The 14703-nt window shown below is 66.6% G+C and carries 15 protein-coding genes and 1 tRNA gene; 11 read left to right on the plus strand and 5 right to left on the minus strand.

Features of this window, described 5'->3' with window-relative positions; genetic code table 11:
- Positions 1-482: 482 nt before the first annotated feature.
- The 3 genes from ACN0SE_RS16810 to ACN0SE_RS16820 form a co-directional block, all read right to left on the minus strand.
- Positions 483-851, minus strand: coding sequence for a DUF2237 family protein (locus ACN0SE_RS16810; protein WP_417525688.1), 369 nt, complete (start codon positions 849-851; stop codon positions 483-485).
- Positions 852-873: 22 nt separating this feature from the next.
- Positions 874-1596 carry an aminoacyl-tRNA hydrolase gene (pth, locus tag ACN0SE_RS16815; RefSeq protein WP_417525689.1) on the minus strand — a complete coding sequence of 241 codons (723 nt, stop codon included), beginning with the start codon at positions 1594-1596 and terminating at the stop codon, positions 874-876.
- A 114-nt stretch (positions 1597-1710) separates the two neighbouring features.
- On the minus strand, positions 1711-2352 hold the full coding sequence (locus ACN0SE_RS16820; RefSeq protein WP_417525690.1) for a 50S ribosomal protein L25/general stress protein Ctc: 642 nt from the start codon (positions 2350-2352) through the stop codon (positions 1711-1713).
- A gap of 162 nt (positions 2353-2514) precedes the next feature.
- Here ACN0SE_RS16820 and ACN0SE_RS16825 point away from each other — a divergent pair, with 162 nt between their 5' ends.
- Entirely contained in the window at positions 2515-3672 is a 1158-nt protein-coding gene (locus tag ACN0SE_RS16825; protein WP_417525691.1) for an MFS transporter, read from the plus strand.
- Complete coding sequence (locus ACN0SE_RS16830; RefSeq protein WP_417525692.1) at positions 3662-4261, plus strand: GNAT family N-acetyltransferase; 600 nt, start codon at positions 3662-3664, stop codon at positions 4259-4261. Before ACN0SE_RS16825 ends, ACN0SE_RS16830 begins: the two co-directional genes overlap by 11 nt.
- A 117-nt stretch (positions 4262-4378) precedes the next feature.
- Here ACN0SE_RS16830 and ACN0SE_RS16835 read toward each other — a convergent pair whose 3' ends face one another.
- On the minus strand, positions 4379-5545 hold the full coding sequence (locus ACN0SE_RS16835) for an alpha-hydroxy acid oxidase (RefSeq protein WP_417525693.1): 1167 nt from the start codon (positions 5543-5545) through the stop codon (positions 4379-4381).
- 137 nt (positions 5546-5682) lie between these two features.
- Here ACN0SE_RS16835 and ACN0SE_RS16840 point away from each other — a divergent pair, with 137 nt between their 5' ends.
- Both ACN0SE_RS16840 and ACN0SE_RS16845 read left to right on the plus strand, forming a co-directional pair.
- Positions 5683-6228: a heme NO-binding domain-containing protein gene (locus ACN0SE_RS16840; protein WP_417525694.1), complete on the plus strand. Its 546-nt coding sequence runs from the start codon at positions 5683-5685 to the stop codon at positions 6226-6228.
- Between the two features lie 148 nt (positions 6229-6376).
- Positions 6377-7747, plus strand: coding sequence for an ATP-binding protein (locus ACN0SE_RS16845; protein WP_417525695.1), 1371 nt, complete (start codon positions 6377-6379; stop codon positions 7745-7747).
- A gap of 4 nt (positions 7748-7751) precedes the next feature.
- On the opposite strand, the gene trpA is transcribed toward ACN0SE_RS16845, so the two are convergent.
- Complete coding sequence (gene trpA, locus ACN0SE_RS16850) at positions 7752-8543, minus strand: tryptophan synthase subunit alpha (protein ID WP_417525696.1); 792 nt, start codon at positions 8541-8543, stop codon at positions 7752-7754.
- Positions 8544-8723: 180 nt separating this feature from the next.
- On the opposite strand from trpA, the gene ychF reads away from it, so the two are divergent.
- The 7 genes from ychF to ACN0SE_RS16885 all read left to right on the plus strand — a co-directional run bounded on the left by ychF (position 8724) and on the right by ACN0SE_RS16885 (position 14431).
- Complete coding sequence (gene ychF / locus ACN0SE_RS16855) at positions 8724-9821, plus strand: redox-regulated ATPase YchF (protein WP_417525697.1); 1098 nt, start codon at positions 8724-8726, stop codon at positions 9819-9821.
- A gap of 216 nt (positions 9822-10037) precedes the next feature.
- On the plus strand, positions 10038-11729 hold the full coding sequence (locus tag ACN0SE_RS16860; RefSeq protein ID WP_417525698.1) for an AMP-binding protein: 1692 nt from the start codon (positions 10038-10040) through the stop codon (positions 11727-11729).
- Positions 11730-11896: 167 nt separating this feature from the next.
- Entirely contained in the window at positions 11897-12598 is a 702-nt protein-coding gene (gene queC / locus ACN0SE_RS16865) for a 7-cyano-7-deazaguanine synthase QueC (RefSeq protein ID WP_417525699.1), read from the plus strand.
- Positions 12598-12951 carry a 6-carboxytetrahydropterin synthase QueD gene (queD, locus tag ACN0SE_RS16870; RefSeq protein ID WP_417525700.1) on the plus strand — a complete coding sequence of 118 codons (354 nt, stop codon included), beginning with the start codon at positions 12598-12600 and terminating at the stop codon, positions 12949-12951. Before queC ends, queD begins: the two co-directional genes overlap by 1 nt.
- Complete coding sequence (gene queE / locus ACN0SE_RS16875; protein WP_417525701.1) at positions 12948-13655, plus strand: 7-carboxy-7-deazaguanine synthase QueE; 708 nt, start codon at positions 12948-12950, stop codon at positions 13653-13655. Before queD ends, queE begins: the two co-directional genes overlap by 4 nt.
- A 16-nt stretch (positions 13656-13671) precedes the next feature.
- Entirely contained in the window at positions 13672-14136 is a 465-nt protein-coding gene (gene queF, locus ACN0SE_RS16880; protein ID WP_417525702.1) for a preQ(1) synthase, read from the plus strand.
- Between the two features lie 205 nt (positions 14137-14341).
- A tRNA-Ser gene (locus ACN0SE_RS16885) sits at positions 14342-14431 on the plus strand.
- The last annotated feature ends 272 nt before the right edge of the window (positions 14432-14703 follow it).

Genomic DNA, 14703 nt, shown 5'->3' on the forward strand with positions numbered 1-14703 from the left:
TGCCTCGGCTCTGAGCGCAAGCCGCGCATCGTCGGGCCGCGGTGCGGCGATCCTGCCTCGGTTCGACAGCGCTTTATTTCAGCCAAGCCCGGATGACGGTGGTTCGGTGCGCTGTGGCCAGCCAAATCGCCGTGCCGGGGGGGGCGGCCCGGCGATGCGTGGCGGCCTCTGGCCGCTGTTCGCGCGGGGCTGGTGTGGGGTTGGTGTCGAGAAGGACGGGGCTGGCATCCCGACGATGCGAGACTCCCGCTTGACGCAAGCCGTACAGCGACGGGCCGTGGTGCGGCGATCCTGCTTCGGTTCACCAGCGCTTTATCTCAGCCATGCCCGGATGATGGGACTTCGGCGCGCTATGGCAAGCCAAATCGCCGTGCCGGGGGGGTGGCCCGGCGATGCGCGGCGGCTTTGCCGCTGTTCGCGCGGCATCCAACCAAGGCAGACCCAAACCGTAGGGTGGGCAGTCCTGCCCACCATCACCGCCCCTAGGCCGCGTTCTCCCGCAGCACTTCCAGCGACACGATCTGCAGCGCCCGGCGGTGCGTCGCCGCCAGGTTGACCTTGGGCGCACAGCCCTCGTCATGCGCCTGCAGGAACCGCCCGGCGCAGAGGCACCAATGGTCCCCCGCCTTCAACCCGGCGAAGCCGAACTCCGGCCGCGGGGTCGAGAGGTCGTTGCCGACGTATTTCGAGAAGGCCAGGAACTCGGCCGTCATCACCGCGCAGACCGTGTGGCTGCCGCGATCCTCGGCGCAGGTGTTGCAATGGCCGTCGCGGAAGAAACCGGTCAGCGGCTTGGTCGAGCAGGGGGCCAGCGCCTCGCCCAGCACGTTGATCGCAAGGTCCTTGTCCATCCGTCCTCCTCCTTCTCCGCTTTCAGCGAAACTTGTCGGCCAGCCGCTGCAGCGGCGAGCGCGTGCCTTCCTCGGCCGCCTCGGCCGTCTCAGTCGCCCCGGCCGTCTTGGCAGGCGCCTGCGCCGCGCGCGGCTCCGGCGCCCTGGCGGTCTTCGCCGGCGAGGTCGAACTGCGTGGCGGCGCCACCTGCAGCGCCACGGCGTTGAGAAATTTCGCCGTATCCCCCGCCGCGAGATCCGGCGCGCCATTGCCGATACCGGTCAAGAGCGGCTCCAGCCAATCGGCGTCCGCCTTGGCGAAATTATGCAGCACGTAGCCCGAGACCAGCTCCTTGCGCCCCGGATGGCCGATCCCCAGCCGCACCCGGTGATAGGCCTCGCCGATATGTCCGTGGATCGAACGCAAGCCGTTGTGGCCGGCATGGCCACCCCCGGTCTTGACCCGGCACTTGCCCGGCGCGAGGTCCAGCTCGTCGTGAAAGACGGTGACATCCCCGGGCTCCAGCTTGAAGAACCGCATCGCCTCGCCCACCGACTGGCCCGAGCGGTTCATGAAAGTGTCGGGCTTCAGCAGCCAGACCTTCTCACCGCCCAGCCGCCCCTCGGCCACCCGGCCCTGAAAGCGTGACTTCCACGGACCAAAACCGTGATCCTCGGCGATCCGGTCGACCGCCATGAAGCCGATATTGTGCCGGTTGCCCGCATATTGCCCGCCGGGATTGCCCAAACCCACGAAAATCTGCATCTGATCCGCTCCTCTGGCTCAGCCTCTCTTGTGCCCGCTTTCCCGCCCGGGCTTCAATGCAAAAAGCCCCGGACGCTGGTCCGGGGCTTTCCGATGTCAACGCATTGGCGTCGATCAGTCGTCGGTCTGCTCGATCGCCGGGACCTCGTCGGCCTCTGCCTCGTCCTCGTCTTCCGAAGCCTTGAGGCCGGAGGGCGCGGAGATGTTGCAGATCACGAAGTCACGCTCGACGGTCGGCTTGGCACCTTCCGGCAGGGTCACGTCGGAAATGTGCACGATGTCGCCGATGTCCATGCCGGTCAGGTCGACCGTGATGTGATCGGGGATGTCACCGGCGGTCACGACCAGCTCGACCTCGGGGCGAACGACGGTCAGAACGCCGCCCTTCTTGATGCCGGGGGCCGCATCCTCGTTGATGAAATCAACATGGATGAAGAGGTTGATCTTGGTGGTGCGGCGCAGGCGCATCAGGTCGAGGTGCGTCGGCAGGTCCTTGACCACGTCGCGCTGCACGTCGCGGCAGATCACGCGGACGTCGTCGTGACCGTCAACCTTCAGGTTGAACAGGGTCGACTTGAAGCGGCCTGCCTTCAGGCGCTTGAACAGCTCGTTGAACGGAACCTGAATCGGAAGCGGATCAGCTTCGCCACCAAAAACGATACCCGGAACCATGCCGTTGCGGCGTGCCTGACGAGCGGCGCCCTTGCCTGTCCCCGTGCGTTCCTGGGCAATAAGATCTGGGATCTCACCAGCCATGTCATATTCTCCTAAACAAGGCGGGAATCCTCCAAGGCTGTATCCCCGCGTGAAGGCGCGCGTATAGACCGGATTTCCCCGATTGGAAACCCCATTTCCGGCAGGCTCTGTCCTGCGATTTTGCAGATTGCCAGCGCCGGGGTGTCATGGCACGGCTGGGGCATGATTTCACGTGACGATATCCGCGCCGCGCGCGCGCCTCTGGCCTGTTTCCTGACGCTGGGGCTGCTCTGGGGCGCCTTTGCCGCGCAGGTGCCGGGCATCAAGGCCGCCATTGCGGTCAGCGACGGGGTCTTCGGCCTCTGCCTGCTGTTCGCGGCGCTGGGCACGATCGTCGCCATGTGGCTGGCGCCTCGGCTTGACGGCCGGCTGGGCCGTCACACCCTGGCGCTGCTGTCGCTGGCCGCAGGCGGGCTCTTCCTGCTGCCGGGCCTGGCCTCGGGACCGCTGAGCTTTGCGCCGCTGCTGATGCTGGCCGCCGCCAGCACCGGCGCGCTCGACGTGGTGATGAACGCGCGGATCTCGGGCGTCGAGGCCGCGCGGGGCCGGCCGCTTATGAACTTCGCCCATGCGGTGTTTTCCATGGGCTACGCGGTCTCGGCGCTTGTCGCCGGGCTGCTGCGCGAACAGGGCTGGCCGCCGGTCGCGGTCTTTGGCCTGATCGCCCTGGTCAACCTGGTTCTGGTGCGCCAGGCCGCGGGCGACTGCGGTGCACCGATCGACGACACGCCCGACACCCAGGGGCCGGCGGCGCAGGGGCTGATCCTGCTCGGCGGCCTGGTGATCCTGATCGGCTTCATGGCCGAGAACGCCACCGAAGGCTGGTCGGCCCTGCACCTCGAACGCAGCCTCGGCGGCGGCGCGGCCGAAGGCGCCATGGGCCCGGCGATCCTCGGCGTCACCATGGCCGCCGGGCGGCTTGGCGGTCAGGCCCTCGTCACCCGGTTCAGCGAGATCACGGTGCTGGCGCTGGCCGCCGCGCTGGCCGCCTGCGGTGCCTTCACCGCGGCCTTCGCCACCGGCCTCGCGCCGGCCTACGCCGGGTTCGCCGTGCTGGGCCTCGGCGTCTCGGTGGTGGCGCCGATGGCCTTTTCCTATGTCGGCCGCAACGTCGGCAACCGCGCCCGCACCGCCGCCATCGCGCGGATCTCGATGATCGGATACACCGGCTTCTTCATCGGCCCGCCGGTCATGGGCTTCATCTCCGAGGCCATCGGCCTCGGCTGGTCCTTCGCCGCCATGGGGCTGGCGCTGCTGACCATCACGTTCCTGCTTGCCCCGCTTCTCGCAACCCGACACAGGAGACGCCATGCTGGCTGACGGCACCTATGACATCCCCCCCGGCAAGGTGGTGGAGGTCACCACCTATCTCGAAATGCGCCGGCCTCCTGAGACCGCGCCGACAGAGTTGCCTCCCCGCATCACCCTGCGCCGGATCACCGCGCCCGACCCAGCCTGGTACCGCGACCTTTTCCTGCGGGTGGGCGGCGCCGACTGGCTCTGGTTCTCCCGCCTCAGGCTGACCGAGGCGCAGCTGCGCGAGACGCTCGGCCACCCGGATGTCGAGGTCCATGCGGTCGAGAAAGACGGCCGTGCCGAAGGCCTGCTGGAGCTCGATTTCCGCGAGAAGGACGCTTGCGAACTGGCCTACTTCGGCCTCACCCCGGCGCTGATCGGGCAGGGGGTCGGCCGCGCCATGATGTCCATTGCCACGACCCGTGCCTTCGCCCGTCCGATCAGCCGCTTCCACGTCCACACCTGCCAACTCGACAGTCCCCAGGCTTTAGGCTTCTACCGCCGCGCCGGCTTCGTGCCGCAGCGCCAGAGCGTGACCGTCGGCGACGACCCCCGGCTCACCGGCGACCTCCCCGAAGACGCCGGCTCCCACGTCCCCCTCTTCAGGCCGTAAGCGCCGCACCCCCTGCTTCCTCTTGCCGAAAATACCCTCGGGGGGCCAGGGGGGCAGAGCCCCCCAAACCCGGCCAGACCGGCTCACTGCCGCCGGCCTCTCAAGCGCCCATGAAACTCACCCCTGCCAGCGCCCGCCGAAATCCTCGGGCACCAGCAGAACATCGCGGTCCACATCCTTGATGTCGCGCTTGCCGCACAGCGCCATCGACACGTCGAGCTCCTTGTGGATCACCTCCAGCGCCCGGGTCACCCCGGCCTCGCCCATGGCGCCGAGACCATAGATGAAGGCGCGGCCGATGTAGGTGCCCTTGGCGCCCATCGCGACGGCCTTGAGCACGTCCTGGCCTGAGCGGATGCCGCTGTCGAGATGCACCTCGACCTGGTCGCCCACCGCGTCGAGGATCTCGGGCAGCACCCGGATCGACGACAGCGCGCCATCAAGCTGCCGGCCGCCGTGGTTCGACACGATGATCGCATCGGCCCCCACCTTCAGCGCCATCTTGGCGTCCTCGGCATCGAGAATGCCCTTCAGGATCACCTTGCCGCCCCACATCTCCTTGAGCTTGGCGACCTTGTCCCAATCCAGCGTCAGGTCAAAGTTCTCGCCGGTCCAGGCCATCAGCGAAGAGGGGTCAGAGATGCCCTTGACGTGGCCGACGATGTTGCGGAACTCGCGCCGCTTGGTCTGCATCATCCCCATGCCCCAGCGCCAGCGGGTGGCCAGGTCCGCGATCACCGCCGGCGTCAGCTTGGGCGGGGCCGAGAGGCCGTTCTTCAGGTCCTTGTGGCGTTGGCCGAGGATCTGCAGATCAAGCGTGATCACCAGCGCCGAGCAATTGGCGGCCTTGGCCCGGTCGACCAGCCGGCGCACGAAATCCTCGTCCTTCATGGTGTAGAGCTGGAACCAGAACGGCTTGGTGGTGTGTTCGGCCACATCCTCGATCGAGCAGATCGACATGGTCGAGAGCGTGAAAGGCACGCCGAACTTCTCGGCCGCCTTGGCCGCCAGGATCTCGCCGTCGGCATGCTGCATGCCGGTCATGCCCACCGGCGCCAGCGCCACGGGCATGGCGACCTTTTCGCCGATCATCTCGGTTTCGGTGGTGCGGTTCGACATGTCGACCGCCACCCGTTGGCGCAGGCGGATCTTGTCGAAATCTGAGGTGTTCTCGCGAAAGGTCTGCTCGGTCCAGCTGCCGGATTCGCAGTAGTCGTAGAACATCTTCGGCGCCCGCGACTTGTAGAGGCGTTTGAGGTCATCGATCGAGGTAATCACGGGCATGAGCGGCTCTCTGGCTGAAATTGGTAACTTTTCCTTACCGGTTTGCCAGTTTTCGCGCAAGTGTCGCATCGCCGCAGTTTAAGCGCCTTTTTACTTCTCTGGGGTAGACCGGGCCGCAGGAGCTGAGGAGACGGGACATGAAAGGTCTGGTGTTTACCGAGCTGTTGAGCATGGCGGAACAGGCTCTGGGCGAGGCCGCGGTCGACGACATTCTCGACGGGCTGGATCTGGAAACCGACGGCGCCTACAGCGCGGTCGGCAATTATCCCTGCGGCGAGCTGATGCGAATCGTCGGCGCGATCAGCGATCACACCGCCATCCCGGTGCCAGAGCTGCAGCGCCAGTTCGGCCGATGGGTGCACGGCCAGTTCGTCAAGGGCTATCCCGCCTTCTTCGAGGACAAGAGCAACGCCCTCGCCATGCTCGACGCGATCGAGAACGAGGTGCATGTCGAGGTGCGCAAGCTCTATCCCGACGCGGAACTCCCCAGCTTCGAGACAGAGTGGCACGGCCCCCGCGCGCTGACCATGACCTATCGGTCAGACCGGCCGCTGGTGCCCTTCTGTCACGGCATGATCGAGGCCTGCGTGGCGCATTTCGACCAACCGGCCGAGATTACCGTGACCGAATTCGGCAGCCACGCGGCCCGGGCGGCGCGGTTCCACGTGCAGCTGACCGGGTAGGGGGATGGACGGCGCCTCGTCCTCGCCCCGGCAGACGCCGGAGCGGGCCCTTTCAGCGGCCCCCGACCCGGCGAGAGCGTCCGAGCCGGCGTCAGGCGACCCTCCGGAGCCAGCCCGGAGCCTGGAGCCGGTCGCCCCGCCGGACGCTTTGCCAAGCAGCCTCCCGGCGCCCGACACCGCGCCCGTCTCTCGCCGTCGCTACCTGCGCGAACGCAAGGCGCGGGAAGAGGCCGAAACCCTGCTCGACCAGAAGAGCCGCGCACTGTTCGAGGCCAATGCCGCCCTGAAACGTCAGGCCGCCACGCTCGAGGATCAGGTCCGCGCCCGCACCGCCGAGCTGAGCCGCGCCATGGCCGAGGCCGAGCGCGCCAATGCCGCCAAGACCGCCTTTCTCGCCATGATCAGCCACGAGATCCGCACGCCGCTCAACGGCGTTCTGGGCATGGCCGAGGCCCTGGGCGACACTGGTCTGGAACTGGCGCAGAAGGACATGCTCGACGTGATGACCGCCTCGGGGCAGGCGCTCCTGGCGATCGTCAACGACATTCTCGACCTGTCCAAGATCGAGGCCGAGCAGATGGAGATCGAGGAGATCGGCTTCGACCTGCACGAGCTGCTGGAAGGGGTCTGCCGGCTTTATGCGCTCAAGGCCGAGGAACAGGGGCTGAGCTTCGAGCGGAGCTTCGATTTCGATCCCGGGCGTCGGGTGATGTCCGATCCGACGCGGATGCGGCAGGTGATCTCCAACCTGGTCTCCAACGCCGTCAAGTTCACCCTGCGTGGCGGCGTCAGGCTCGATGCCAGGCTGCTTTCGCCCGGGGCCTGCGGCAAGGCGCGGCTCGAGGTGCGGGTCAGCGACACCGGCCCCGGTGTGCCGGCCGACAAGCGCGACCGGCTGTTCAAGCCCTTTTCGCAGACCGATGCCTCGGTCACCCGGCGCCATGGCGGTACCGGGCTGGGCCTCTGGATTGCGCGGCGGATCTGCGCGCTGATGTCGGGCGATCTGGTCTTCGAGGCTCCGCCAGACGGCGGCGCGGTGTTTGTCGCCTCGTTCCACGTCGGCGGCACCGCGGCTCCCGAGGTGCAAGGCGCGCTCGGCCCGCATGAGGCCGAGGCGGTGCTGCATGCCCGGCCCAGGCGCATCCTCGCGGCCGAGGACAACAAGACAAACCGGCTGGTGCTGCACCACCTGTTGAAACGCTACCCGCTGGAGATGACGATGGTCGAAAACGGCGTCGAGGCGGTGACGGCCTGCCGCGACGGTGCCTTCGACCTGATCCTGATGGATGTGAACATGCCGGTGATGGGCGGGCTCGAGGCGGTCACCCTGATCCGCGCCCACGAACAGGAGGCGGGGCTTGCGCCTTGTCCGGTGATCGCGCTGACCGCCAATGCCATGACCCATCAGGTCGAGGACTACCTGCGCCGCGGGGTCGATGGCCACGTTGCCAAGCCGGTCAAACGCGAGGTGCTGGTGCAGCGCATGGCCGACCTGCTGAAAGCGGATGAAGGCGACTGAGCCCTCAGGCCCGGTGCGCGCCCTCGGCCAGCGTGGCAACATAGGCCAGAACGTCCTCGACGCTCTCGCCATTGCCGATCCGCTTGACGATGGCCGAACCCACGACGCAGCCATCGGCCACGGCGGCGACCGATTGCGCCTTGTCGGGCGAGTTGACGCCGAAGCCCACGATCACCGGCAGATCGGTCTTGGCCTTGATCCGCGCCACTTCCGGCCCGACATCGGTGGCCTGCGCCTCTGCCGCGCCGGTGATGCCGGTGATCGAGACGTAATAGACAAAGCCCGAGGTATTGGTCAGCACCTTGGGCAGGCGCTTGTCATCGGTGGTGGGCGTGGCGAGGCGAATGAAGTTGAGGCCCGCGGCCTGCGCCGGCAGGCAGAGCTCTTCGTCTTCTTCGGGGGGCAGGTCGACGACGATCAGCCCGTCGATGCCGGCCTCGCGCGCCTGTTCGAGGAAGGTGTCAACGCCGCGGGAATAGATCGGGTTGTAATAGCCCATCATCACGATCGGCGTGCTGTCGTCGTCTTCGCGGAAGCGGCGGGCGATCTCCAGCGTGCGGTCCAGCGTCATCCCGCCTTCGAGCGCGCGCTGACCGGCCAGCTGGATGGTCTCGCCATCGGCCATCGGGTCGGTGAAGGGCAGGCCCAGCTCGATCACGTCGACACCGGCGGCGGGCATGCCGCGGATCAGCGCCAGAGAGGTGTCGAAATCCGGGTCGCCGGCCATGACATAGGCGACGAAAGCCTTGCGGTTCTGGTCCTTCAGAGCGGCGAATTTGGCGTCGATGCGGGTCATGGGTCTGTCCTTCGAATGTCGTCAGAACCGTGTGCCGAATTTACGCCGCCTTGGCAATGGGGCATCCGCGCGCCGGGCCTTTGCGAGGAAAGTCCGCAAGGGCTTGAAGAGCGCCACCGCTTGCCTTTGAGACGCCGCGCCAATAGAAGCGCCCCGATATCAGACAAAGGAGCGGCTCCCATGGGCTTCAGGATGGGGATTGTCGGGCTGCCCAACGTGGGCAAATCGACGCTATTCAACGCGCTCACGCGCACCGCCGCGGCACAGGCCGCGAATTTTCCCTTCTGCACCATCGAACCCAACGTGGGCGACGTGGCGGTGCCCGATGCCCGGCTGGAAAAGCTGGCGGCAATCGCGCAGTCCAAGCAGATCGTGCCGACGCGGATGACCTTCGTCGACATCGCGGGCCTCGTCAAAGGCGCGTCCAAGGGCGAGGGCCTGGGCAACCAGTTCCTGGCCAACATCCGCGAGGTCGATGCCATCGCCCATGTGCTGCGCTGCTTCGAGGATGGCGACGTGACTCATGTCGAGGGCCGCGTCGACCCGGTGGCCGATGCCGAGGTGATCGAGACCGAGCTGATGCTCGCCGATCTCGAAAGCGTCGAGAAGCGCCGCGCCGGCCTGGTGCGCAAGCTCAAGGGCGGCGACAAGGAAGCCGCCCAGCAGGAGCGTCTGCTCGCAGCCGCCCAGGCGATGCTCGAAGACGGCAAGCCTGCGCGTCTGGTCGAGGTCGATGACGAGGATGCCAAGGCCTGGAAAAACCTCCAGCTGCTTACCGCCAAGAAGATCCTCTACGTCTGCAACGTCGATGAGGGCAGCGCGGCCCAGGGCAACGAGCACTCGGCACGTGTCGCCAAGATGGCCGAAGAGCAGGGCGCAGGCCATGTGATCATCTCGGCCCAGATCGAGGAAGAGATCAGCCAGCTCGACGCCGAGGAAGCCGAGATGTTCCTCTCGGAGATGGGCCTCGAAGAGCCCGGTCTCGACCGTCTGATCCGCGCGGGCTATGACCTGTTGCACCTCGAGACCTATTTCACCGTCGGTCCCAAGGAGGCCCGCGCCTGGACGATCCGCGAGGGCACCCGCGCGCCGCAGGCCGCCGGCGTGATCCACGGCGATTTCGAAAAGGGTTTCATCCGCGCCGAGACCATCGCCTATGACGATTACATCGCCGGAAACGGCGAGCAGGGCGCCAAGGAAGCCGGCAAGATGCGCGCCGAGGGCAAGACCTATGTCGTGCAGGACGGCGACGTCATGCACTTCCTCTTCAACACCTGAGCCAGTTTCTCCGGGGCCTGCCGCAAGGCCCCGGAGCTTCGGCCGCGCGCCCCGCGGGCCGGCCCATTCTTCTCGACATCGCTGAACGGATCTCTGGACTCTGGGAGGGGCCTAGATCACATGTTAAGCAACCCGCGCGCGTCCCCACACGGGACGCCGCAGCAAACCTGCGTGCCCGCCAGAGGCACACGGGCCACGGGCAGAGGAGGAGACAAGATGACCGCAGATCCCACCAGCACCATTGCCCCCGCCGGGGGGCTGTCGCATGTCACCGGGCCGAAGGACCCGGCGCTCTTGCATGTCACCATCCCGCAGCTTCTGCAGGCCGCGGTCGAGAGCCACGGCGACCGCGACGCGCTGGTCTTGACCGAGGCAGGCCACCGGCTGAGCTACCGCGACTTCAGCGCCGAGGTCGACCGGCTGGCCGCCGGGCTGCTGGCGCTGGGGCTGGAGAAAGGCGACCGCGTCGGCATCTGGTCGCCCAACCGGCTGGAATGGGTTCTGACCCAGTTTGCCACCGCGCGGATCGGGGTGATCCTGGTCAACATCAACCCGGCCTACCGGCTGTCAGAGCTGGAATATGCGCTCAACAAGGTCGGCTGCAAGCTGGTGATCGCGGCGCGGCGTTTCAAGGCGTCCGACTACCTCGGTATGCTGCGCGAACTGGCGCCGAAGCTGGCCGCGGGCGAACTGCAAAGCGACCGCCTGCCGCATCTGCGCCACGTGGCGGTGATGGAGCCGGACGAGGGCGACGGGGTGCTCTCCTTCGCGGCGCTCTGCGCGCTGGGTGAGCCCGAGCATCACGCGCAGCTGGATGCCATCACCCGAGGCCTCGACCCCGACGAGCCGATCAATATCCAGTTCACCTCCGGCACCACCGGCACCCCCAAGGGCGCCACGCTGTCGCATTTCAACATCGTCAACAACGCCCGTTTCGTCACCGACCGCATTGCCCTGACCGAGACCGACAGGTTGGTGATCCCGGTACCGCTCTACCACTGTTTCGGCATGGTGATGGGCGTGCTGGGCTGCGTCTCCAAGGGCGCGGCGATGATCTTTCCGGGCGAAGGGTTCGCCCCGGTGCCGACGCTCGACGCCATCGTGCAGGAGCGCGCCACTGCGCTTTACGGCGTGCCGACGATGTTCGTTGCCATGCTGCACGAAATCGACAGCGGCGAGTATGACCTGGGCTCCCTGCGCACCGGCATCATGGCCGGCGCGCCGTGCCCTATGGACGTGATGCGCCGGGTCAACGACACGATGAACATGCGCGAGGTGACGATCTGCTACGGCATGACCGAAACCGCGCCGGTGTCGTTCCAAAGCTTCACCGACGACCCCACCGCCAAGCGCTGCGAGACGGTGGGCCGGGTGCATCCGCACCTCGAGGTCAAGATCGTCGACGAGGCCGGTGAGACGGTGCCGGTGGGCGAAACCGGCGAGCTCTGGACCATGGGTTATTCGGTGATGCTGGGCTATTGGGACGACCGGAAAGCCACCGAGGCCAGCATCGTCGACGGCTGGATGCGCACCGGTGACCTGGCGACGCTGGACGAAGAGGGCTTCTGCGCCATCGTCGGGCGGGTCAAGGACATGATCATCCGCGGCGGCGAGAACATCTATCCCCGCGAGATCGAGGAGTTCCTGTTCCGCCATCCCGGCGTCAGCGAGGTTCAGGTCTTCGGCGTGCCCGACGAGAAATACGGCGAGGAGATCTGTGCCTGGGCAGTGCCGCGGCCCGGTGTCGACCTCGACCCCGAGGCGCTGCGCGACTTCTGCAAGGGCCAGATCGCGCACTTCAAGATCCCCCGGCATGTGCGCATCGTGCCCGAGCTGCCGATGACGGTGACCGGCAAGCCGCAGAAGTTCGTCATGCGCGACCGGATGATCGAAGAACTGGCAGGCTAGGGCAGGGCAGGCGGTGGGCATGGGGCGCGGCCGCCGCCGCGCGGGCGCAATGACGTCCCGTCGCCACGCCCGCCACCGGGCAGCTCCCTTGCAATCCGGCGCCGTTCCGGACTAAGCCCCGCCAATCCGGTCGCAGCCTACCCGGACATCAAAACAAGGGCCCTGAAATGAAAACACTTGTCATCTGCTCGGGCGGACTCGATTCCGTATCGCTCGCGCATATCACCGCCGATGAGCATCAACTCACCCGGCTTGTCTCCTTCGACTACGGCCAGCGCCACCGCAAGGAGGTGGAGTTCGCCGAAGCCGCCGCCAAACGGCTGGGCGTGCCGTTCCACCTGATCGATATGCGCGGCATCGGCGCCGCCCTGTTGGGCTCGGCGCTGACCGACGATATCGACGTGCCCGATGGCCATTACGCGGAAGACACGATGCGCATCACCGTCGTGCCCAACCGCAATGCGATCATGCTGTCGATCGGCTTTGGCATCGCCGCTGCGCAGGGTGACGAGGCCGTGGCCACCGCCGTGCATGGCGGCGATCATTTCATCTATCCCGATTGCCGCCCCGGCTTTACCCGCGCTTTCGAAGCGATGCAGCAGGCCGCGCTCGACGGCTATGCCGACGTGCGGCTGCACACGCCTTTTGTCGAGCGCAGCAAGGCCGATATCGTCGCCGAGGGCGCGCGCCATGGCACGCCCTTTGCCGAGACCTGGTCCTGCTACAAGGGCGGCGACGTGCATTGCGGCCGCTGCGGCACCTGCGTCGAACGGCGCGAGGCCTTTCACCTTGCCGGGGTTGCCGACCCCACGGTCTATGCCGACGCGGACTTCTGGACCTCGGCGCTGGCCGGGCGGGAGGCAGGCTGATGTTCCGCATCCGCAAGGAATTCCACTTCTCCGCATCGCACCAGCTGACCCATCTGCCCGCCGATCACCAATGCGCGCGGCTGCATGGCCACAACTACATCGTGGTGGTGGAACTGGCGGCCGAGACGCTGAACGCCGACGGTTTCGTGCGCGACTATCACGACCTGAAACCGCTCAAGACCTATATCGACGAGACCTTTGATCACCGGCACCTGAACGACGTGATGGAGGGCCCCTCGACCGCCGAGAACATGGCGAAGCACTTCCACGACTGGTGCGTCGCGCGCTGGCCCGAAACCAGCGCCGTGCTGGTCAGCGAGACGCCCAAGACCTGGGCGGAATACCGGCCATGACCCTGCGCATCGCCGAGATCTTCGGCCCGACAATCCAGGGCGAGGGCCCGCTGATCGGCGAGCCCACCGTCTTTGTCCGCGCTGGCGGCTGCGACTACCGCTGCAGCTGGTGTGACAGCCTGCACGCGGTCGAAAGCCAGTATCGCCATACCTGGGCCCCGATGACGGACCAGGCGGTCTGGGACGAGGTGCGGCGGCTTTCGGGCGGCCAGCCTCTGACCGTCTCGCTGTCCGGCGGCAACCCGGCGATCCAAGATTTCGCCCCGGTGATCGCCTTGGGCCGGGCCGAGGGCTATCGCTTTGCCTGCGAGACCCAAGGGTCGGTCGCGCGGCCCTGGTTTGCCGACCTCGACACGCTGGTGCTCTCGCCAAAGCCGCCGTCGAGCGGCGAGACGGTGGACTGGGCGGTCTTTGCCGACTGCCTGTCTGCCGGGAAGGGCGCCCGCCAGGTGGTGATGAAGATCGTGATCTTCGACGAGACCGATTATCAATGGGCGAAGGATGCCCATGCCCGCCACCCCCAGCTGCCGCTCTACCTTCAGCCCGGCAATCCCGAGGTCGACCCCGACAGCCCGGTCGACCCGCAATCGCTGGCCGACCGACTTGGCTGGCTGACCGACCGGGTGATGGCCGACGGCTGGTTCGCCCCCCGCATCCTGCCGCAGCTGCATGTCCTGATCTGGGGCAACAAGCGCGGCGTCTGAGCTTTCGGAGACACCCATGACCGACGATATCTACAGCAATCTCAAACAACTGGGCGGCGAGACCCGCATTCCCGCCAGCCCCGAGGAGGCCGAGCTCGAGCGCGTGCCCAACCCCCAGGCCGACGTCGTCTACAACGTGCGGTTCACCGCGCCGGAGTTCACCTCGCTCTGCCCGATGACCGGCCAGCCGGACTTTGCTCACCTGGTGATCGATTACGTGCCCGGCCCCTGGCTGGTGGAGTCGAAATCGCTGAAACTGTTCCTGACCTCCTTCCGCAACCACGGCGCCTTTCACGAGGATTGCACGATTTCCATCGCGCGGCGTCTGGCCGGGTTCCTCGATCCGCAATGGCTGCGGATCGGCGGCTACTGGTACCCGCGCGGCGGCATCCCGATCGACGTCTTCTGGCAGACTGGCCCGATGCCCCAAGACGTCTGGATCCCCGACCAGGGCGTGCCACCCTACCGCGGCCGCGGCTGAACGGGGGCAGGGGGGCGACGTGGCGCCCCCTCTGTTGCTTCGGACGCGAGCACCTTTCATGGACGTGGTCAGCCGTGGCCCAAACCGGCAGACTTTCTGCCCCGATCCGCCGGACTTGCGGCCTGTCTCGGCGCCGCTCAGGTTTTTTCGAGAATCCCCAGTTTTGCCTTGTAACCCTGATGTTTCCTTGGCTATACGCGTCGGCGGAGACGTGGCCGAGTGGTCGAAGGCGCTCCCCTGCTAAGGGAGTAGGCGGGAAACCGTCTCGAGGGTTCGAATCCCTTCGTCTCCGCCATACGCCATTGGTTTCAATTGACAAATGTGGCCCTCGGGGGATGTACCCGCCTACTTGCCCTCCAAACGATTTGCGCTTGGATGCGACGGGCTAAGACATTCGAAATATGGGGCAGGTCATGATCAAACCTGATTCTCGTGGGATTACCCGCAGGAGCTGATGACAATTATCGGGGCTACCAAGTTAATCGACCTTGCTCGGTAATCCCCCCGTTTTTGCGGGGGCTTGGTCGTAGAATTTATGCGGCCATCTTCAGTTTCTGTGCAGGTGTC

It is taken from the genome of Marinovum sp. (assembly GCF_048263515.1).
Lineage (GTDB): Bacteria > Pseudomonadota > Alphaproteobacteria > Rhodobacterales > Rhodobacteraceae > Marinovum.